This is a genomic window from Nocardioides sp. W7 (assembly GCF_022919075.1).
In the GTDB taxonomy this organism is placed as follows: Bacteria; Actinomycetota; Actinomycetes; order Propionibacteriales; family Nocardioidaceae; genus Nocardioides.
Window position 1 is genome coordinate 1378516 of record NZ_CP095078.1, and the last position, 19623, is coordinate 1398138.

The 19623-nt window shown below is 72.2% G+C and carries 19 protein-coding genes; 2 read left to right on the top strand and 17 right to left on the bottom strand.

All coding sequences use genetic code 11. The features are described from left to right. Window positions 1-51 precede the first annotated feature (51 nt). The 5 genes from MUB56_RS06550 to MUB56_RS06570 all read right to left on the bottom strand — a co-directional run bounded on the left by MUB56_RS06550 (window position 52) and on the right by MUB56_RS06570 (window position 3838). Window positions 52-786 carry a hypothetical protein gene (locus MUB56_RS06550; protein ID WP_244931100.1) on the bottom strand — a complete coding sequence of 245 codons (735 nt, stop codon included), beginning with the start codon at window positions 784-786 and terminating at the stop codon, window positions 52-54. Further along, window positions 779-1513, bottom strand: a complete 735-nt coding sequence (locus tag MUB56_RS06555; protein WP_244931101.1) for a helix-turn-helix domain-containing protein — start codon at window positions 1511-1513, stop codon at window positions 779-781. Before MUB56_RS06555 ends, MUB56_RS06550 begins: the two co-directional genes overlap by 8 nt. Before the next feature lie 453 nt (window positions 1514-1966). After that, window positions 1967-2416 carry a VOC family protein gene (locus MUB56_RS06560; protein WP_244931102.1) on the bottom strand — a complete coding sequence of 150 codons (450 nt, stop codon included), beginning with the start codon at window positions 2414-2416 and terminating at the stop codon, window positions 1967-1969. 226 nt (window positions 2417-2642) lie between these two features. Then, window positions 2643-3218: a GNAT family N-acetyltransferase gene (locus MUB56_RS06565; RefSeq protein ID WP_244931103.1), complete on the bottom strand. Its 576-nt coding sequence runs from the start codon at window positions 3216-3218 to the stop codon at window positions 2643-2645. 146 nt (window positions 3219-3364) lie between these two features. Beyond that, window positions 3365-3838 (bottom strand): MarR family transcriptional regulator, encoded by a 474-nt coding sequence (locus MUB56_RS06570; RefSeq protein ID WP_244931104.1) that lies wholly within the window; start codon window positions 3836-3838, stop codon window positions 3365-3367. A gap of 157 nt (window positions 3839-3995) precedes the next feature. Here MUB56_RS06570 and MUB56_RS06575 point away from each other — a divergent pair, with 157 nt between their 5' ends. Then, on the top strand, window positions 3996-5087 hold the full coding sequence (locus tag MUB56_RS06575; RefSeq protein ID WP_244931105.1) for a substrate-binding domain-containing protein: 1092 nt from the start codon (window positions 3996-3998) through the stop codon (window positions 5085-5087). A 5-nt stretch (window positions 5088-5092) separates the two neighbouring features. Here the strand turns inward: MUB56_RS06575 and MUB56_RS06580 are convergent, their stop codons facing one another. The 11 genes from MUB56_RS06580 to urtA all read right to left on the bottom strand — a co-directional run bounded on the left by MUB56_RS06580 (window position 5093) and on the right by urtA (window position 14458). Further along, window positions 5093-5857, bottom strand: coding sequence for an urease accessory protein UreD (locus tag MUB56_RS06580; RefSeq protein ID WP_244931106.1), 765 nt, complete (start codon window positions 5855-5857; stop codon window positions 5093-5095). Then, complete coding sequence (gene ureG, locus MUB56_RS06585) at window positions 5838-6572, bottom strand: urease accessory protein UreG (protein WP_244931107.1); 735 nt, start codon at window positions 6570-6572, stop codon at window positions 5838-5840. Before ureG ends, MUB56_RS06580 begins: the two co-directional genes overlap by 20 nt. Further along, on the bottom strand, window positions 6565-7233 hold the full coding sequence (locus MUB56_RS06590; RefSeq protein ID WP_244931108.1) for an urease accessory UreF family protein: 669 nt from the start codon (window positions 7231-7233) through the stop codon (window positions 6565-6567). Before MUB56_RS06590 ends, ureG begins: the two co-directional genes overlap by 8 nt. A gap of 2 nt (window positions 7234-7235) precedes the next feature. After that, entirely contained in the window at window positions 7236-8951 is a 1716-nt protein-coding gene (locus tag MUB56_RS06595; RefSeq protein WP_244931109.1) for an urease subunit alpha, read from the bottom strand. Then, window positions 8944-9288, bottom strand: coding sequence for an urease subunit beta (gene ureB, locus MUB56_RS06600; protein WP_244931110.1), 345 nt, complete (start codon window positions 9286-9288; stop codon window positions 8944-8946). The genes MUB56_RS06595 and ureB overlap by 8 nt, the downstream gene beginning before the upstream one ends. A gap of 29 nt (window positions 9289-9317) precedes the next feature. Beyond that, on the bottom strand, window positions 9318-9620 hold the full coding sequence (locus tag MUB56_RS06605) for an urease subunit gamma (RefSeq protein ID WP_244931111.1): 303 nt from the start codon (window positions 9618-9620) through the stop codon (window positions 9318-9320). 10 nt (window positions 9621-9630) lie between these two features. Continuing rightward, complete coding sequence (urtE, locus tag MUB56_RS06610; protein WP_244931112.1) at window positions 9631-10323, bottom strand: urea ABC transporter ATP-binding subunit UrtE; 693 nt, start codon at window positions 10321-10323, stop codon at window positions 9631-9633. Beyond that, window positions 10323-11123, bottom strand: coding sequence for an urea ABC transporter ATP-binding protein UrtD (gene urtD / locus MUB56_RS06615; RefSeq protein WP_244931113.1), 801 nt, complete (start codon window positions 11121-11123; stop codon window positions 10323-10325). The genes urtE and urtD overlap by 1 nt, the downstream gene beginning before the upstream one ends. Beyond that, on the bottom strand, window positions 11120-12241 hold the full coding sequence (urtC, locus tag MUB56_RS06620) for an urea ABC transporter permease subunit UrtC (protein ID WP_244931114.1): 1122 nt from the start codon (window positions 12239-12241) through the stop codon (window positions 11120-11122). Before urtC ends, urtD begins: the two co-directional genes overlap by 4 nt. Continuing rightward, window positions 12238-13122, bottom strand: a complete 885-nt coding sequence (gene urtB, locus MUB56_RS06625) for an urea ABC transporter permease subunit UrtB (protein ID WP_244931115.1) — start codon at window positions 13120-13122, stop codon at window positions 12238-12240. Before urtB ends, urtC begins: the two co-directional genes overlap by 4 nt. Before the next feature lie 85 nt (window positions 13123-13207). After that, window positions 13208-14458, bottom strand: a complete 1251-nt coding sequence (gene urtA / locus MUB56_RS06630; RefSeq protein ID WP_244931116.1) for an urea ABC transporter substrate-binding protein — start codon at window positions 14456-14458, stop codon at window positions 13208-13210. A 246-nt stretch (window positions 14459-14704) separates the two neighbouring features. Between urtA and MUB56_RS06635 the strand changes: the two genes are divergently transcribed. Further along, complete coding sequence (locus MUB56_RS06635; protein ID WP_244931117.1) at window positions 14705-17005, top strand: hypothetical protein; 2301 nt, start codon at window positions 14705-14707, stop codon at window positions 17003-17005. 75 nt (window positions 17006-17080) lie between these two features. Here the strand turns inward: MUB56_RS06635 and MUB56_RS25875 are convergent, their stop codons facing one another. Next, entirely contained in the window at window positions 17081-19603 is a 2523-nt protein-coding gene (locus MUB56_RS25875) for a LuxR C-terminal-related transcriptional regulator (RefSeq protein WP_280637371.1), read from the bottom strand. Window positions 19604-19623: the final 20 nt, after the last annotated feature.

Sequence of the window (19623 nt, forward strand, 5' to 3'; positions counted from 1 at the left end):
CGTACGGACGGAACTCGTAGCATGCGTGCCGCTGATTGGGCGGGGGCTGGATCAGCGGCTCAGCTTCGCCGCGCGTTCCAGGCGGTCGAGGGCGCTCCCGGATTCGTCGACTGCCATGGCAGCGGGATCGTCGCGGCAGTGGGCGAGCATTTTGCTCAGCCGCTGCTTGTCCTTCCTGGTGGGCTCGGTGTCGCGGAAGTCGCGAGCGGAGATGAGTCCGGCGAGGACGACGAAGTCAGAGCAGTGACGCGCCCGCGCGCTGTCGCTGATGACCTCGGTCCGGGCGGCCGCTTTGGCCACGAGTGCGCCCACCAGGTTGGGGCGCAGGAGGGTGCCGACTCGGTCTCCGACCTGGACCCTTACGGGTTCGCTGCGAGCCAGCGCTTGGGTGGTGCCTGGGGCCGAGATCGTGGGAGCTCCGCCGGCGCCTGGTCGCGCGGCGGCGCGCTCCCCGACGCCCTCGGGGATGAGGACGTCGATCTGGGAGTGGTGGCGACGCCAGCGGTGCTGGACGCCGTCACCCGAGGTGTCCGGAGTGAAGCCCAGGTGGGCCAGGGCGCCGGTGAACGACTGGAGGATCGTCTGGGAGGCGCGGATGTCGACGACGGTGTCGATGTCGAGCGTCGGGCGGTGGGGGCTGGCTCCGCGTTCGGCGCAGTGCAGATGGACGAGCTGACCGCCGATCAGTGCCCAGTCGGCGGGCACGCGCTCGTACAGGTCCATGAGCGCGTGCCACGTCAGCTCCTGATCGGGGGCCATGACGGGCATGAGGATGGGCTCAGGCACGACGCTCCTCCCGCGCGACGATGCGACCCAGGTCGGCGATCAAGCGCAGGGCTTCGTGCTTTTCGCGCACGCCGTCGTACTCCGCCAGGTCGGCCGCGAGGGTGAGGGGGGAGCGGGCCATGTCGGCGAGGTCGACGGCGCGGCGCCCGGGCGAGTCGGCGGCCGGCGCGACGTGCAGGATGACGTTGGCTCGGTCGCGATCAGCGGGCGAGAGCAGATAGTCATCGACCAGCCCGTCGAGGCGATCGACGAGCACGTAGCCCTCGACGCTGTCTCCGGCGGCCAGGTTCGATTCGGGGAGAGAGAGCCCGGACAGGTGAACGCGCTCGTCGGCCCGGAGGTCGGGCAGGTCACGCGGGGAGGCGACGTACGGGACTCGTTCGGCGCGGTTGCGCAGTGCGCGCCCGAGGAGGGCGGAGATGTCGCCGGCGTCGGCGTCGCTGGCCGACGCGAGTAGCTCTCGTAGGCGAGATCGAGCCCGGCTGCGCGACACGGGGCTGAGCTCGCTGGCGGAGGAGTCGCCCAGGCAGACCGCGAAGACGTCCCATGCGGACTTCGAGGACAGGGGGCGTCCCGGGCTCGAGCGCTCGGCGACCCGCCGCACGTCGGCTTCGTCCATGAGCCACTGGTTGCCGATCTTCTCGGCGGCCAGCGAGCCCGCGCGGATGCGCTGATGGACGCGTTGAGGATGGACGCCAAGCATCTCGGCCGCCTGGGAGACGGTCACCTGAGAGCGGGACATGCGGTTTCCTCTTCGGTTTCAGGGTCTCTAGATTTCCTGGAACTCTATAAATACTTCAAGGGTTCCTGCAATCGAATAGATGGCTTCTCGGCGGATGCGGGCAGCGAACAGACAAAGCGTGCGGTCCCGCGCCGAGGGCACTCGGCGGCTCGTCCTGCTTCAGTCGGACTGCCCGAGACGCCTGGCGCGGTCGTCTCGCGTCGTCGAGCGAGCCCGCTGTCACTGGCGAGGGGTCGGGTCAGTCGTGCGGGGCAGGTCGACTGATCGGTGCTCCATCAGAGCTGGAGGATGGCCGCCGAGATCACGCCTGCTCCGTGAGGCGGGTGTGTGGTCAGAGCCGGACGCCGCAGAGGTTCGGCTGACGCTGATTCGCGGCGAAGCGACGCGCCGAGGGGCGACTCACCGGCGTCCGCGCGCCCACCGATTCGAAGCGCACAGCTACCGGGACGGCGAACGTGGAGTCACGGTGTTGCCACCCCACTGCTCGGGCGCGACATCGGTCAGCGTCTGGTTGAGAACCCACTGGTGCCCGAACGGGTCATCGGTGGTGGCCTGCCGCTCGCCGTACTCCCAGTCGTGGGGCGGCTCGACCAGCCGCGCCTCCCGTGCCACCGCAGCCGCGACGACCTCCTCGACGTCGGCGACCTTCAGCATTACTTGGTGCGAGCGTTCCCGCTCCGGTGTTCGCCGTCCCGGCCGCACCTCTGCCACCACCAGCTCGGCCGGCGGCCCGTCCGGGAGGCCGAGCTGCGAGCGATGCCCGTCGCCGATGCGGACGTGTTCGACGAAGCCGAGGACCTCGGCGTACCACGCCACGGCCGATCGGACGTCGGCCACGGTCAGGACGGGGGTCACTCGCGCGTGCGGCGCCGACCGGTTGGTGAGCACCCGATCAGACTAGATCGCGGTGGCGCCCTTGGCTGTCGCCGTCGAGGGGCGTCCGTGCTGCGAGGGACGGGTGCGCCGAGCCGCCTCCGGCGCCCGTCGCGGCGGAGAAGCGTGGGCAGTGCGGCGGCAGGTTCTCCAGCCAGCCAAGGGGCATTCTCGTTCCACGCCACGCCACGCCACGCCACGCAACCACCCGCCCCCATCGGTGAACCAGACGGGGCACTGCTCAGCTGAGGTCTCGCCGCATGATCAGGCGCGGCATTCCGCTCGCCACGGCGTCGGTGGTGCCCACGACCCGGAACCCGGCCCGGTCGAACATCGACCTCGTTCCCACGAACGCCATGGTCAGGTCCATCCGGTTCGGCGGGTCGACCGGGTGTGCCTCCACCGCGGGCGCGCCGTGCGAGGCGGCGTAGGCAACGGCACCTTCGAGCAGAGGTGCCGTCACCCCTTGTCGACGGCGGCCCGAGCGAACCACGACGCACACGATGCTCCACACCGGCAGGTCGTCGATGGGTCGGATGAGACGTGAGTTGGCCAGCCGGGTGATCTCGGCGCGAGGACCGATGTTGCACCAGCCCACGGGCTCGCCGTCTCGGTAGGTCACGACCCCTGGGGGATGGTCACGCTCGCACAGGGCCCGCATGGCCTGCTCCCGGCTTCCGCCGCCCAGCTCCTCGATCTCACCAGCCCGCAGCCTGTGGGACAGGCACCAGCAGTGATGGGCGCGTCGGGTGCGGTTGACGACGTCAGCGAAGTCCTCGAAACGGTCCGGGGTCAGCGGATGCGTCTCCCACGTCATGGGGCCACTCCATCACGGCCCGGCGACAGTCGCCGCGACGGAGTTCTCGTAGAACTCCCCAGCCGGCCCACGTCTCGGTCTGGGCTTGGCGAGAAGGCGGCCACGCCCGCGACCAGCCGGCATGCCGGGCCCGAGTGCGAAGGGGATCAGTCGAACAGGTGGGGCAGGATCCGCAGCTCGCGGACGAGCGCGGCGTACCGCTCCGAGCCGAGGCCCATGGCGATGTCGGTCTCGATGTCGCGCTCGGTGGCCCGCAGGCGCAGGGCCAGCTCACGACCCATCGGCGAGAGCGCCGTCACGGCCCGCCGCTTGTCGTGCGTGTCGATGCGGCGTACGACGAGGGCCCGCTCCACCAGCCGGTCGACGTGGCGGGTCAGGCTCGCGCTCGGCAGTACGGCCGCCTCCGCGAGCGCGGACATCGGGAGACCGGGCCGCTCGAGGAGCACCGCCACGATCCGCCAGTGCTCGAAGGTCAGGCCCTCCTCGAAGAGGGCGGGCGTGAGCCGGGTGCGGAGCGCGTGCTCCACGCGGGCGACCAGGAGCGCGAGGCTGTCCCGCTCGCCGGTCACGGCGTCGGCCGGCGTCTGGGGCGCGAGCAGGCGTCCGAGGCCCTCGTCCATGTCGCCTCCCTGGCGAAGTGGAATTCGTCTCATCCACGCGATCCGGATCACACCGGATGTGTGTCCACTAGTGTAGGCGCACGCCTGACGCGACCACCGACGCTCGCGGGGGCTTCTCGAGATTCCCGCCGAGGTCAGTTGCCCACCGGGAGGCTCCGTGCACGAGGATGCCGTGCCGTACGTCGCCACCGGCGACGTCCTCCGTGTCGCGTTCGTCGTCCCGCTGCAGGGTCCGACCGGGATCTACGGTCCCTCGTGCCTCGCGTGCGGGCAGCTGGCCGTCGAGCAGCTCAACCGCGTCGACGGCATCGCCGGCCGGGCGGTGGAGCTCGTCGTCGTCGATGCGGGCCGGGATCCCGAGGTGGTGGCCGACGAGGTCGGCGCCCTGGTCGACGCCGGCCGGGTCGAGGCGGTCGCGGGGTGGCACATCTCGGCGGTCCGGGTCGCGGTGACCCGCCGCATCGGCGGGCGGGTGGTCTATGCCTACGCCGCGATGCACGAGGGCCGCGACGACACCCCCGGTGTCTTCATGCTGGGGGAGCGGCCGATCAACCAGCTGCTGCCGGCCGCGCACTGGATGCGCGAGCAGCTCGGCGTCGGGCGCTGGGCGGTGGTCGGCAACGACTACGTCTTCCCGCGGGTGACCGGCGCGACCGCGCGCGCGGCCCTTCACGGCACCCGCTCGGAGATCGTCAGCGAGACCTATGTGCCGCTCGGCACCACCAACTTCCGCGGGGTCCTCGACACCCTCGACCCGGGCCGGGTCGACGGCGTGATCATGCTGCTGATGGGCCAGGACGCCGTGCACTTCAACCGGCAGTTCGCCCGGCTCGGGCTCAGCGAGACCATCCACCGGCTCAGCCCGGCCGTCGAGGAGAACACCCTGCTCGGCGGCGGAGCGGGCGCGCACGACGGGCTGTACGCCGCGGCGGCGTACTTCGACGGTCTCGGCACGGCCGAGAGCGTCGAGCTGAGCACCGCCTACCACGAGCGCTTCGGGCCATGGGCGCCGACGCTGAACGCGGTGGGCGAGTCCTGCTACGAGGCGATCCGGTTCCTGGCTCGGATGGGGCAGGTGTGCGGGAGCCTCGACGTCGCCGCGGTGGGGGCGATGGCGCCCGGGCACTTCTACGACAGTCCCCGCGGGCTGCTCCGCCTCGACGGCAACCTGCTCAACCAGGACGTCTACCTCGCGGCGGCCGACGGCCTGGAGTTCGTGGTCCAGGAGCAGATCGCTCGGACCACCTGAGCCGGTCACCCACCGACGGCGGCCGTCGAGCGGCTCCAGGCCGCCGCGAGGGTGGCGCGGTGGGCCTCCCCGGCCAGGGCCCGCACGAGCGTGCCGCCGCACTCCAGCCGGAGGCACTGCGGCGAGTCCGGCTCGCCGGGGTCGGCCCCGAGGGTGAGGACGGTGGCGAGCACCCGGCGCCCGCCGAGCAGCATCCCGGTGCTCTCGGGTGCGAGGTCGATCTCCTCGACGAGCAACGGCGTCCCGTCGTCCGAGGTGGCGTCCAGCCGGTGCCGCACCCGCCCGGGCCACTCGCCGTACCGGCCCAGGACCAGCTGTTCCCGGAGCGCCAGGCGGGCGCCGAGGGCCAGGCGGAGGCGCGTGCGGCGTCGTACGTCGGAGCCGGCGGCGGCGACGAACGGCTCGCCGTGCCAGAGCAGCCGGGCATCCTGGTCCAGGCGGACGTCGACGTCCCAGGTGGCGCTGCCGCCGCGCATGTCGTAGGCGACCGTGCCGGCCGGCTCGAGGAGCTCGAGGGTGGCGCCGGCTCCGACGTGGACCTCGACGACCATGGCGTCGCGGGCGAGGAGCAACGCCCCCTCGGCCACCAGGGCGACCCGTGCGGAGGCGGATCCCGCGGCCACGAGCACCGGCCGGAGCAGGGGCAGGTCCGGCCGGGCGGACGCCTCGAGCCCCACCCGGACGCGGCCGACGTCCGACCGCTCGACGGTGATCCGGGTGCGGCTCGCGGTGGCGAAGCCGACGTCCGGCTCAGGCGTGGACGTGACCATGCTCGAGTCCGTGCTGGTGGTCGTGGTCGGGCGCGTGCCAGTGCGGCGCCATCGGCCCGGGGTCGACGGGGACCAGGCGGCCGTCCCGGTGCCGGGCGAGCTGGCCGCGCACCCACGCCGTGAGCTCGTCGACGGAGGCCCGGTCGGTGCGGGAGAGCGCGATGACCGGCCGGCCGTCGCGGGCCGCGCGGGCGTCGGCGACCATCTGGTCCCGGTCGACGCCGACGTACGGCGCCAGGTCGGTCTTGTTGACGATCAGGAGGTCGGCCCGCTCGATCCCCGGCCCGCCCTTGCGGGCGACGTCGCCACCGCCCGCGATGTCGAGGACGAACACCTGCACGTCGACCAGCGCGGGGGAGAAGGTCGCCGTGAGGTTGTCACCGCCGGACTCCAGCAGGACGAGGTCGAGCGGGCTGAAGTCCGCCTCGAGCTCCTCGACGGCCAGCAGGTTGGCGGTGATGTCGTCGCGGATCGCGGTGTGGGGGCACGCCCCCGTCTCGACCGCGCGGATCCGCTCCGGGTCGAGGACCCCCGCGGAGCGGAGCAGGCGGGCGTCCTCGTCGGTGTAGATGTCGTTGGTGACGACGCCGAGCCGCAGCCCGCCCGCGAGCTCGCGGCACAGCAACGCGATCAGCGAGCTCTTGCCGGTGCCCACGGGGCCGCAGACGCCCAGGCGCATCGCGCGGGTCGGGCTGGGACGGGTCTGGTCAGGCACTGAACAACCTCCGGCTCGAGACGGCGTGGGTCTCGGCCCACACCTCGACTTGGGGCATCGCGCCGGCCGGGACGGCCGACGGACAGGTCAGGGCGGCGAGGTCGTCGGCCAGCCGGTCGACCTCGACGAGGGCGTCGTGGACCCAGCCGGTCGCGGTCGCCGGGTCCAGGGGGAGCAGCTTGAGGGCGGCGGACGCGATCGTCTGCGCGTCGTCGTACCCCACCACCCGGGCGAGGGACGCCGCCCCCAGGTCGGCGGCCACCGCGACCGCGCCGAGGACCACGGCCCGCGAGGGCGCGGGCCCGGCGCGCACGGTCTCGACGGCGGGATGCTCCGGCCACAGGCGTACGGCGAGGCGCAGCAGCGCCTGGGCCTGGGCGCGGGACGTGCGGCGCATCGCCGCGCTGGGGGTGCGGGCCGCCCACGCCGCCTCCACCGGCGCCACGGGCAGGTCCAGGAGGAGGAGGTGGCGGGCCACGACGGCGGTGCCGGCCTCGACCCGGGTCACCGACCGCAGCCGGGCCCGCAGGTAGACCGGGACGTGCGCCGCGCCGAGCCCGTCGCGGACCGCCGGCTCGAGCGAGCCCGACTGGGTGTGCCCCGCGACCGGCAGGCGCGCGTCGGCCAGCAGCATCATCACGAGCTCGGGGGAGACGGTCATGGCTAGAACAGGGAGTAGAGCTGCGCGAGCGGGAGGACGCCGGCCGGTGCGGGCTCGACCACCTCGCCGTCGATGGTGATCGCGAAGGTCTCGGGGTCGACCTCGATCTCGGGCAGCGCGCTGTTGTTGACCATGTCGGCCTTGCCGATGTCCCGCGTCGGCGCGACCGCCAGCAGCCGACGCCGCAGGCCGAGCTCGTCGGCGAGACCCGCGTCGAGCGCCGCCGGGGCGACGAAGGTGACGGCGTGGTCGGCGCCGCTCCCGTCCGCGGGGTCCACCAGCGTCGGGCGCATCAGCACCGGCTGTGGTGTCGGGATGGACGCGTTCGGGTCGCCGAGCGCGCCCCACACCAGGGCGCCGCCCTTCATCACCACCTGGGGCCGGATCCCGAAGAAACGGGGGTCCCAGAGCACCAGGTCGGCGAGCTTGCCGGGCTCGACCGAGCCGACCTCGTGGGCGATCCCGTGGGCGATCGCCGGGTTGATCGTGTACTTCGCGACGTAGCGCCGCGCGCGGGCGTTGTCGGCCGGCCCGACGGGCAGGTGGGCGTCGCCCAGCCGGTGCTTCATCACGTGGGCGACCTGCCAGGTGCGGCAGACCACCTCACCGATCCGCCCCATCGCCTGGGCGTCCGAGGACGTGATGGAGAGCGCGCCCAGGTCGTGCAGGAGGTCCTCCGCCGCGATCGTGGTGGCCCGGATCCGGGACTCGGCGAAGGCGAGGTCCTCTGGCACCTGCGGGTTGAGGTGGTGGCACACCATCAGCATGTCGAGGTGCTCCGCGACGGTGTTGACCGTGTGCGGCAGGGTCGGGTTGGTCGACCCGGGGATGACGTGCGGCAGGGAGGCGATCTTCAGGATGTCGGGCGCGTGGCCGCCGCCGGCGCCCTCGGCGTGGAAGGCGTGGATCGAGCGCCCGGCGATGGCGCGGACCGTCGAGTCCAGGTAGCCGGCCTCGTTGAGGCTGTCGGAGTGCAGCGCGACCTGGAGGCCGAACTCGTCGGCGGCCCGGAGTGCGCTGTCGATCGCCGCGGGGGTGGAGCCCCAGTCCTCGTGCACCTTGTACGCCGCCGCTCCGCCGAGCGCCTGCTCGGCGAGGCCGGCCGCGCTCACGGTGTTGCCCTTGCCGAACAGCAGCAGGTTGACCGGCAGCGAGTCCAGGGCGCGGTGCACGGTGCGCAGGTGCCACGCGCCCGGGGTCACGGTCGTCGCCTTGGACCCCTCCGACGGTCCGGTGCCGCCGCCGCCGATGGTGGTGATGCCGGTCGCCAGCGCCTCGGCGATCTGGGAGCGCGACAGCAGGTGGACGTGGACGTCGATCGCCCCGGCCGTGAGGATCCGGCCCTCGCCGGAGATCACGTCGGTCGACGGGCCGATCTCCATCAGCGGGTGCACCCCGTCGGCGACGTCGGGGTTGCCGGCCCGCCCGAGGGCGACGATCCGGCCGTCGCGGATGCCCACGTCGGCCCGGACGATCCCCCAGTGGTCCAGGACCACGGCGTTCGTGATCACCGTGTCGAGCGCGCCGTCGGCCCGGGTGGCACTGCCCTGGGCCATCGACTCGCGGATCGACTTCCCGCCGCCGAACACCGCCTCCTCGCCGCCGAAGGTCAGGTCCTCCTCGACCTCGATCCACAGGTCGGTGTCGCCCAGGCGGACCTGGTCGCCGACGGTCGGTCCGTAGAGGGCGGCGTACGCCGCGCGCGAGAGCTCAGCCACCGGTCGGGCCCCCTTGCTGGCCGGCCTTGACCTGGATCCCGGGCACGAGCCGGCGTCCGCGGAGGGCGACGATCCCGATCTCGATCGACGCGCCCGGCTCGAACCGGCGCGACGTCCCCGACGCGATGTCGAGCCGGAAGCCGGTCGAGAGCTGCCGGTCGAACGCCAGGGCGGCGTTCACCTCGGCCAGGTGGATGTGCGAGCCGATCTGCACGGGCCGGTCCCCGGTGTTCACGATGACCAGCGTCCGGCGCTCGTCGGGGCCGCGGTCGGCGTTGATCTCGACGGTGCCGGGAGCGACCCGGATCGCTCCGGGACCGGCGGACTGGCTGGCCATCGTGGTCCTCTTCTCCTCGGGTGCCGGGGTCAGGCGATCGGGTGGTGCAGGGTGACGAGCTTGCGGCCGTCGGGGAAGGTGGCCTCGACCTGGACGTCGGTGAGCATGTCGGTGACGTCGGGCATGACCTGGTCGCGGGAGAGCACCTCCCGACCGGTGGTCATGAGCTCGGCGACGGGGACGCCGTCTCGGGCCCGCTCGATCACCCACGTGGTCAGCAGGGCCACCGCCTCCGGGTAGTTGAGCCGGACCCCGCGGGCCAGTCGGTCGCGCGCGACCATGCCGGCCACGGCCAGGAGCAGCTTCTCGGTGTCGCTGGGCGTCAGGTGCATCGCGCGGCCCTCAGACGGCCATCGCCGCGCGAACGGCGTCGACCGCGTCCGGACCACCCTCACCGTGGGAGGTCACCCGGCCCGACTCCAGCACGTAGTAGCGGTCGGTGACCCGGAGTGCGAAGCCGACATGCTGCTCGACCAGCAGGACGGCGAGGTCACCGCGCCCGGTGAGCGCGGTGATCACCCGCTCGATCTCGGCGACCACGTTGGGCTGGATGCCTTCGGTCGGCTCGTCGAGGATCAGCATCCGCGGCTCGGTCAGGAGCGTCCGGGCGATGGCGAGCTGTTGGCGCTGGCCACCGGAGAGCAGGCCGGCCTTGCGGGCGAGCAACCCCGTCAGGGCCGGGAACGTGTCCAGCACCTCGTCGATCAGGCGGGCCGCGCCCGCCCGTTGGTGGGCGACGAGCTGGAGATTCTCGAGGGTGGTCAGCTGCGGGAAGGACAGCTGCCCCTGCGGCACGTAGCCGAGGCCGCGCCGTACCCGCTGGTTGGGCCGCAGCCGGGTGACGTCCTCACCGTCGAGGCGGATGGTCCCGGAAGTGACGGGCAGCAGCCCGACGGCGGCCCGCAGCAGCGTGGTCTTGCCCGCGCCGTTGTGGCCCATGACCGCAGCCGCCTGGCCGGTCGGTACGACCAGGTCGACGTCGTGGACGACGGCGGTGCGGCCGTAGCCGATGCTGACGCCGGTGAGCTCGAGCATCAGCCCTCCCCTCCTGCGGCCTCGGCGACGACCGCCTCGGGATCGGCGTTGACGGCGTCGGCCGTGCGGCCCAGGTAGACCTCCTGGACCCGGTCGTCGGCCTGGATCTGGGCCACGGTCCCCTCCGTGAGTACCTTGCCGGCGTGCATGACGGTGACCTTGTCCGCGAAGCTGCGGACGAACTCCATGTCGTGCTCGATGACGACGATGGTGCGCTCCCCACCGATCCGCCGGAGCAGCTCGCCGGTCGCCTCGCGCTCCTCGGCGCTCATCCCGGCGACCGGCTCGTCGAGCAGCATCACCTTCGCGTCCTGGACGAGCAGCATGCCGATCTCGAGCCACTGCTTCTGGCCGTGCGCCAGGATGCCGGCCGGCCGGTCCCGCAGGGCGCTCAGCCCGATGGTCTCGAGCACGGTCTCGACCGCCTCCGGCACCCCGCGCCGCGGCAGGGCCAGCCGCCAGGCCCGGCGGTGCAGCCCGCCGGCGATGTCGAGGTTCTGCAGCACGCTGAGCTCGTCGAAGACGGTCGCGGTCTGGAAGGTCCGCCCGATGCCGGCGCGCACGATCTGGTGTGCCTTGAGTGCGAGCAGGTCCTGGTTCCCGTAGCGGGCCAGACCGGTGCCCCTGACCAGGCCGGTGAGGGCGTCCACCAGGGTGGTCTTGCCGGCGCCGTTCGGCCCGATCAGGAAGTGCAGCTCGCCCTGCAGCAGGGTGAGGTCGACCCCGTCGATCGCCTTGAACCCGTCGAAGTCGACGGACAGGCCCTGGACCTCCAGGTAGTCCATGCCGCGGCCGCTCATACCGCCTCCGCCTGCTCGGTCCGGCCGCGTCGTACGACGGAGGACCAGGCCCGCCGTCGTACGACGGAGGACCACACCCTCGGCGGCAGCGAGGCGAAGCCGGCCGGGATCAGCAGGATGACCCCGATGAACAGGGCACCCTGGAAGTACGTCCACTGGTTGGGGAACGACTCGGACAGCGCCGATTGGCCGTAGCCCACGGCGAGGGCACCGAGCGCCGGGCCGAGCAGCGAGGCCCGGCCGCCGAGGGCGACGCCGGCGATCATCAGGATCGACGCGGTCGCGTTGACGTCGGACGGCGAGATGATGCCCGCGATCGGCGCGAACATCGCACCGCCGATGCTCGCCATGATGGCCGCGAGCACGAACGCGGTGAGCTTGACGTTCGCCGGGTCGTAGCCGAGGAAGCGCACCCGCTCCTCGGCGTCGCGGGTCGCGATCAGCAGCTCGCCGAACCGGCTCCGGTTGAGGTGCCACACCAGGACCAGACAGCCGATCAGCAGGCCCGCGACGATGAAGTAGAGCATCCGCTTGTTCACCGGGTCGTAGAGGTTGTAGCCGAAGAACGTCGTGAAGCTGTTGAGCCCGTTGAAGCCGCCGGTCTGCTTGATGGTCGCGACCAGCAGGGTCGCGAAGGCCACCGCCATCGCCTGGGTGAGGATCGCGAAGTACGCGCCCCGGACGCGGCGCTTGAAGATCGCGTAGCCGAGGATCCCCGCGACGACCGCGGGGAGCACCACGATCACGACCAGGGTGAACGCGCCGCTGCGGAACGGCTCCCACCAGCCGGGCATGGTCGCGTCGCCGTACAGCACCATGAAGTCGGGGACGTTGCCCGGTCCGGCGGCCTCGAGCTTCAGGTGCATCGCCATGGCGTAGCCGCCCAGGCCGAAGAAGACGCCCTGGCCCATCACGAGCATGCCGCCGCGGCCCCAGGCCAGGCCGATGCCGACGGCGGCGATCGCCCAGCAGCAGTACTTCGCGAGGTTGCTGAGCCGGAAGTCGCTCAGGACGGCGGGCGCGAGCACCAGCAGCCCGACCGCGACCGCCGCGATGCCGAGCAGCCCGCCCCAGGTCCGCAGGTCGAGGCGGGGTGACGCCGTCGTACGGGCGCTCATGCCAGGCCCCGGGTGCGGACCGTGAACAGGCCCTGCGGGCGGACCTGCAGGAAGACGACCACCAGGGCGAACGTGACGACCTGCGCCGTGCTGCCGCTGAACCGGTCGGTCAGGAAGGCGGTCGCGACACCGACCAGCCAGGCCGCGATCACGGTTCCCTTGAGCTGGCCGAGCCCGCCCGCGACGACGACGAGGAACGCCGGGATGATGTAGCTGGTCCCGAGGTTGGGATTGGTGCCCGACGCGAGCGCCAGGGCGACGCCCCCGATGCCGGCCAGCCCGGAGCCGACGAAGAAGGTGATCCGGTCGACGCGCCGCGTCGAGATCCCCAGCGTCTCGGCGAGATCACGGTTCTGCACCGTCGCCCGGATCTGTCGGCCGAAGGAGCTGTAGCGCAGCAGCGCCGACAGGGCCGCCAGTGACGCGATCGCGAGGACGATCGTGAAGATGCGGGTGAAGGGCCAGTTGTAGCCGGCGACGGCGATGCTGCCGTCGAGCCAACCCGGCTCGCGGACCGGGTCGCCCTGGGCGCCGAAGAGGTCCTTGGCGAGCTGCTGGAGAACCATCGAGACGCCGACCGTGACCAGGAGCGTGTCGAGCGGTCGGGCGTACATCCAGCGGATGACCCCCGCCTCCAGCGCGAGGCCGAGCAGCCCGGTCACCACGAAGGCGACGGGGATCGCGACGAGCAGCGAGATGTCGGCACTGGTGACGACCTGCTGGGTGAGGTAGGTCGTGTAGGCACCGGCCATCAGGAACTCGCCGTGGGCCATGTTGATGACGCCCATCTGGCCGAACGTGAGGGCGAGACCCAGGGCGGCGAGCAGCAGGATCGCGGCCGTCGAGGTGCCGGTGAGCAGGGGGGTGGTGAAGGAGTCCATGCCGACCTTTCCAGTCGGTGGTCCCGCGCCCGGAGCAGGGCGCGGGACCACCGGTCGTCGTGCTGGCGTCTGGTTCAGGGCCGGGTCACTCGGCCTTCGGGTCCCACCAGTCGTAGCCCTCGAGGAACGGGTCGGGCTCGATCGGCTCCTCGGAGCTCCACACCACGTCGAACTGGTTGTCGGAGTTGATCTGACCGATCAGGCCGGTCTTGGCGATGTGGTGGTTCTCGCCGTTGATGGTGACGGTGCCCTCGGGTGCGTCGAAGCTGACGCCGTCGGAGGCAGCGTTGACGTCGTCGACGTCGAAGGACTCGGCCTTCTCGACGATGTTCTTGTAGAGGTAGAGCGAGGTGTACGCCGCCTCCATCGGGTCGGAGGTCGGGCGGTCCGCGCCGTACTCGGCCTGGAACGCCTTGATGAACGCGGCGTTGTCGGGGGACTCCACGGACTGGAAGTAGTTCCAGGCCGCGAACTGCCCGGTGACGTCCTTGCCCATCGCGGGGGCCTCCTCCTCGGCGATGGACACCGAGATGATCGGGGAGCTGTCCGGGCCGAGGCCCTGCTCGTAGTAGGCCTTGATGAAGCCGACGTTGGACGAGCCGTTGATGGTGTTGAAGACGAAGTCGGGCTTGGCCTCGACGATCTTCGCCACCTGCGTCGACCAGTCGTCGCTGTCGAGCGGGACGTACTCCTCGCCGACGATCTCGATCCCGAGCTCGGCGGCGTACTGCTTGATGATCTTGTTGGCGGTCCGCGGGAAGACGTAGTCGGACCCCGCGAGGAACAACGTCTTGACGCCCTTGCCGGCGAGGAAGTCCATCGCCGGGATGATCTGCTGGTTCGTGGTCGCGCCGGTGTAGTAGATGTTCTCGGACGCCTCGAGGCCCTCGTACTGGACCGGGTAGAAGAGCAGGCCGTTGGCACCCTCGACGACCGGCAGCATCGCCTTGCGCGATGCGGAGGTCCAGCCGCCGAAGACCGAGGCGACGCAGTCGCTGGTGAGCAGCTTCTCGACCTTCTCCGCGAAGACCGCCGGGTCGCTGGCGCCGTCCTCCTCGACCGGCTCGATCTGCTTGCCCAGGATTCCGCCGGCGGCGTTGATCTCGGACGCGGCGAGGAGCAGCGAGTCGCGGACGGTCTGCTCGCTGATGGCCATGGCGCCCGACGTGGAGTTCAGGAAGCCGAGCTTGATGGTGTCGCCCGAGGTGTTGACACAGCTCTCGGTGGAGGCTGCGTCGGATCCGTCCTCAGACTTGCTGCCGCAGTTGCTCAGGACCAGGGACGCGGCCAGGGCCGCTGCGGTACTCGCCGCCAGGCGAGTGCGTGATGTGGACACGGATGGGACCTCTCGGGATGAAGACCGCCACGAGCACGTCGCTGTGCTCCCTATGGCCGAGGACGTTAGGAATCCGGGATTTCGAATTACTACCAAGTGGAATTAAATCCGTGTAACACGGTTCGGCGGCCGACCACGCTTGCCGTCTGGGCCCCGGGGTGACCTCGCCCGAATCCCCTGTTTGGGCTAGGCGCCCGGTCTCGTCGTGCTGCGAGACTCCGTGGACGCCGAATCCTTGGAGGGACGATGGCGACGAGCGTGCTGGGCGTCGACCGCAACTACTCGAGCCTGTCCGTGCGGGACCTGCTCGAGGCCCGCGACCACTACCACTGGCATCTGACCCACCTGGCCAACGTCGTGGGGACCGCGGTCGGGCTCTACTACATCCGCACCCAGGACCCCTGGCCCTCGCGAGAGGCGTCGTACCGGACGATCAGGCAGCAGCGGACGGAGTCCGAGGAGGTCAGGCCTCCGCGGACGTTCGCGAACAGCGAGATTCGCGAGTACTCGTGGCCGTGCGTGCTCGTCCTCGTCGACACCTGGCTCGACACGGGTGAGTTCGGCAGCGGGCCCGGTGCGAGTGCCGCACCGACCGACATGGTGCCGAAGACGCTCTTCCTCCCGGACGGCCGGACCGTTCCCGTGTGCGTCGTCCTGGTCAGTCGCGAGCAGCCGACGGCCGAGCTGATGCCGCGGTGGTCCTGGCCACGGACCCGGGTGGGCGGCGGATGCCCGCTCATCAGTGCCGTGCAGGGCCGCGACAATGTCGCGAGCGTGGGGGCGCTCGTCACCGACGGGCACACGACGTACGCGCTGACGAGCCGCCACGTGGCCGGACCCGAGGGCCACCCGGCGAGCACGATCCTCGGCGGACGTCGGGTCGAGATCGGCAGGTCCGCCTCGCGCCAGATCACGCGCCTGCCGTTCTCCGAGGCCTACCCCGAGTACGCCGGCCGCCGCTCCCACCTGACGGTCGACGTCGGCCTGGTCGCCGTGGAGGATCTCGACGACTGGACGTCCCAGGTGCTCGGGCTGCCGCACGTCGGCGAGCTGGCGGACCTCAGCGAGCGCAACATCGGGACCCGGCTCATCGACGCCCCTGTCACGGCGTACGGCGCCGCCTCCGGCCTGCTGAGGGGCCGGGTCGCGGCCTTGTTCTTCCGGCACCGCAGCCGTGGTGGGTACGACGACGTCACCGACTTCCTGATCGCTCCGGTCCCCGGCACCGCCGGATCCCAACCCGGTGACTCCGGCACGGTGTGGCACCTGGCCGAGACCGACGACACCGGTCTCGAGACGCTTCGACCGCTCGCCGTGCAGTGGGGAGGCCAGCGGTTCGGCTCGTCCGCGGTGGGTGCGGAGGGATTCAACTTCGCCCTCGCCGCCAGCATGACCACGGTCCTGCGCCTGCTCGACGTCGAGCTGGTCGTCGAGCACAACACCAGCGCCCAGCCCTTCTGGGGGAAGACCGGTCACTACTCGATCGCCGCGCTGGCGTGCACGACCCTCGCCCCTGGTCAGCTCGCGACCCTGATGACCGCGAACACGGACCGGATCAGCTTCGACGTCGACCAGCTGGACCCCCGGCACGTCAACGACGCGACCGTGGCCGCGAAGAAGGCAGGCGAGTTCATCCCGCTCGCGGACGTCCCCGACCTGGTCTGGAAGACCACGCCCGACCAGGTCCAGGGGGGACGGGATGTCCGAGCGCGCGTCGGACCCGAGCATCCGGCGCACCACGCGGACGGCGACGTCGCCGACGCGGACGGAGCGACCTTGCGCGGACTCACGCTCGCGGACCCCGCCAACCTGTCCGTCGAGGTGTGGCAGGACTTCTACACCCGCACGGGCCACGCTCAGTCCCGGGAGCGTGGCCTGCTCCCGTTCCGGGTGTGGCAGTTCTTCGACGAGATGACCGAGGCCGCGGCACGAGGAGACACGGCGAGGTTCGTCTGTGCCGCAGGCCTGCTCTCCCACTACGTCGGAGACGCCTGCCAGTCCCTGCACGGATCGCAGCACGCCGACGGGATCCGTGGAGACGAGCTGATCGGCCAGGGTGTCCACTCCGCCTACGAGAGCGCCATGGTCGACCATCACGCCGTCGAACTGCTCGCGGGGATGCACGAGGCGATCGATGGACAGGCTGTCGTCACGCCCCAGCTGGTCGGAACGGGTCACCAGGCCGCCTCGGCCGTCGTCGGACTGATGGAGCGAAGCGCCCGACGGGTGGACCCGCTCGCCTTGGCAACGGCCTACGCGGTGACTCAGCAGGGCCGGACCGCGAAGCACCCCACCAAGAACAAGACCGTCACCACTGCCCTGTGGCAGCAGTTCGGTGAGGGCACGACACTCAACATGGCGGACGGAGTCGTCACTCTGGCCATGCTGTGGGAGTCGGCCTGGGAGGCGGGTTCCAGCGGGGACCCCCTTCCCGCCCACCTGCTCGGCCCGGCCGACCGTGACGAGCTCAGGGCTCTGTATGAGGATCCGAAGTTCGTCGAGTCACTCGACCTGGACCAGGTCGGCGCGGTCCTGTCGCCACCCTGAGCAGCCGACGTGCCCTCGCTCCCGCTGTAGGGCCGTCAGCGTCCAGGTCGACCCGCACCCGGGATCCAGGGCCCGTCAGCCGAGCAGGCCGAGCTGGTAGCCGCGGCGTACGGCGTCGTGCCGGTCGCGGACGCCGAGCTTGCGGTACAGCGAGGAGGCCTGGGTCTTCACGGTGTTGCGGGAGACGAACAGCTCCCGGGCGGCCTGGTCGAGGGAGAGCCCCCGGGCGAGGGCGCTGAGCACCGTGGTCTCCCGGGGGGTGAGGTCGGGGAGGTCGTGCACCTCCGTCTGCGGGGGGCGGACGCGGGCCTCGTCCAGCATCGCCAGGATCTCCGCGAGTCCTGGCACGGCGGCGCGGTGTGCGTCCAGGAGTCGGCGCGGCACCCGGGAGAACGGCAGCGCGAGTCGCTCGCGCTGGGCGATCCGGACGGCATCCGTCAGCAGCTCCCGGGCGGCGACGTGGTCGGGCTCGTCCTGGCACCACGCGGCCAGCACCAGGGCCTCGATCCGGGCCGAGACGAAGGGGTGGCCGGTCGAGAGCGCCGGCTGCAGGAGGAGCTGCGCGTCCTCGGCCCGTCCCGTGGAGAGCGCCAGCCGGGCGCGCGTGACGGCGGCGAACGCCGACCCGGGGTCCAGCTCGGCCAGGACCTGGGTCGCGGGCCCGGTGCGGCCCAGCGAGAGCCAGATCTCGGCCTCGGCGGCGCCGAGCAGTCCGGCGATCCAGTCCCGGCCCGGCTGGGCCCGCTCGCGCGCGCCGGCGAGCCGGGCGCTCACCCGCGAGCGTCCGCCCCAGGCCAGGGCGTGCTGGGACTCGACCCACAGCGTGAACGGCCACAGCTCGTGGTCGACGGGGACCTCCTGGCGCAGCGCCCGCAGCTCGGTGTCGTCGGGGTCGAGGGCCTGGACCCGGTCGGCGGCCTGGGCGATCCGGGCGGCGGCGTCGACGGCGGGGGCCGGGCCGGTGTCGGGTGGGCGGACGGCGCGCCACTGGTCCTGCCAGTGCGAGGCGGCCTCACGGTCGCCCTGGAGTACGGCGCCGAGGGCCAGCCGTCCCGCGGCGTCGGCAGCGACGGCATCGCGGCCGTCGGTGCCGTCGACGGCGGTGCGCAGGTCCGTGGTCGCGGCGGTCGTCTCCCCGGTCAGCAGCCAGACCGTGCCGGTCTGCCAGGCGGCGCGGCGCAGGACGGGGGCGGCCGGTCCCGGCCCGGAGGTGCGCAGCGCCGCAGCCAGGGGCTCGGCTCGCCGGGCGAGTCGCGCCGCCGCGGCCAGGTCGCCGCGGCCGATCTCGCGGCGGACGAGGAGGGCCAGGAGATCCAGGGCCTGGGCGACGCTCTCGGGGGCGCGGGCGGCGTGGTCCTCGTCGGACGTCGACAGCAGGTCCGCCGTCCACGCCCGGAGGGCGGGGGACTCGGGATCGGTCTCGTCGGGAGCGATGAGCTGGCGGCCGATCTCGACCCGGGGCCGGTCGCGTATCTCGCTCGGAGGGATCCGCCGCAGGTCCCGGCGCAGCCCGGCCGGGTCCTCGACGAGGAGCTCCCACCAGTGCTCGTCGACGATGTCGACCGCCAGCGGCCACGCCCGACCCGCCACGGCCTGCCGGAGGGCACGCCCGGGCTCGGCCGCAGCCAGCCAGTGCCGCGCGACCGACGCGTGCAGGACCGCGGGCGGGCCGAGCTCGGCGTCGTCGTAGCAGCCGCGGAAGTAGTCCCGCATCACGGGCGGGAGCCGGACCAGCGGCTCTCCGGAGCTGATCAGCGGATCGAGGATCCCGATGATCTCCAGGGGGATCCGGGCGTCGTCGTCCAGGGGACCGGTGGCGGCGAGGACGGCGCCGTACGTCGGCTCCTCGACCAGCGCGGCCCGCCGGAGGGCGGACCAGGCCGCCGACGGCAGCGTGGGCACCAGGTTGACGGTCAGGAACCAGGCGACGTGCCGCGGGGACCACCGGGTCACGGTGCGGCCGTCGCTGTCGGGGAGGGACTCGAGACCGGTCCGGAGGAGCGCCGCCGACCCCCCGGTCGCAGCGCGGACGTCCTCGGCCTCGGCCTCGTCCAGGACCAGGTCGTGGAGGAGCGCCAGCTGCTGGACCTCCGCGGTCGTGAACAGGAAGTCGGCCGCGCCGACGATCCGTGTCTCGGCCTCCAGGAGAGCCTTGGCCACCGGGTCGAGGCGGCGACGCAGGCACGCGACGAGGTGGACGTCGTGGCAGTCGCGGACCACCTCGACGAGCCCGTCCCCGATGGCCTCGAGGATCGGCTCGGCGTTGTTCATGACGAGCGCGAGTCGCCGGTCGAGTCCCTGGAGGCGCCGGCGCATCAGGCGCAGCGTGGTCGACGGGTCGGGGCTCGGGTCGACCCCGGCGTGCCGGGCCAGAGCGGCCACGACGTCGGCCGGCTCGTCCACCTCCCCGTCCACCCAGATGACGTCATCGCCCTCGGTGACGGCGTGCGTCGCCCACCGGGTCGCCAGGACCGCCTTGCCGGCGCCGGACGGCGCGAGCAGCACGGTGATCGGCGACCAGCGGTCGAGCAGCGCCATCAGCTGCGGGCGCACCAGGAAGTCGGGGTTGACGCGCGGCAGTGGGAAGCGGGGACTCATCGGGAGCCATCATCACCGGC

Excerpts from the sequence above, each read along its gene's own strand:
- MUB56_RS25875 (WP_280637371.1), bottom strand. The coding sequence starts at position 19,603 with ATGAGTCCCCGCTTCCCACTGCCGCGCGTCAACCCCGACTTCCTGGTG.
- MUB56_RS06635 (WP_244931117.1), top strand. The coding sequence starts at position 14,705 with ATGGCGACGAGCGTGCTGGGCGTCGACCGCAACTACTCGAGCCTGTCC.
- MUB56_RS06590 (WP_244931108.1), bottom strand. The coding sequence starts at position 7,233 with ATGACCGTCTCCCCCGAGCTCGTGATGATGCTGCTGGCCGACGCGCGC.
- ureB (WP_244931110.1), bottom strand. The coding sequence starts at position 9,288 with ATGGCCAGCCAGTCCGCCGGTCCCGGAGCGATCCGGGTCGCTCCCGGC.
- urtE (WP_244931112.1), bottom strand. The coding sequence starts at position 10,323 with ATGCTCGAGCTCACCGGCGTCAGCATCGGCTACGGCCGCACCGCCGTC.
- MUB56_RS06580 (WP_244931106.1), bottom strand. The coding sequence starts at position 5,857 with ATGGTCACGTCCACGCCTGAGCCGGACGTCGGCTTCGCCACCGCGAGC.
- MUB56_RS06605 (WP_244931111.1), bottom strand. The coding sequence starts at position 9,620 with ATGCACCTGACGCCCAGCGACACCGAGAAGCTGCTCCTGGCCGTGGCC.
- MUB56_RS06570 (WP_244931104.1), bottom strand. The coding sequence starts at position 3,838 with ATGGACGAGGGCCTCGGACGCCTGCTCGCGCCCCAGACGCCGGCCGAC.
- urtD (WP_244931113.1), bottom strand. The coding sequence starts at position 11,123 with ATGAGCGGCCGCGGCATGGACTACCTGGAGGTCCAGGGCCTGTCCGTC.
- urtB (WP_244931115.1), bottom strand. The coding sequence starts at position 13,122 with ATGGACTCCTTCACCACCCCCCTGCTCACCGGCACCTCGACGGCCGCG.
- MUB56_RS06565 (WP_244931103.1), bottom strand. The coding sequence starts at position 3,218 with ATGACGTGGGAGACGCATCCGCTGACCCCGGACCGTTTCGAGGACTTC.
- urtC (WP_244931114.1), bottom strand. The coding sequence starts at position 12,241 with ATGAGCGCCCGTACGACGGCGTCACCCCGCCTCGACCTGCGGACCTGG.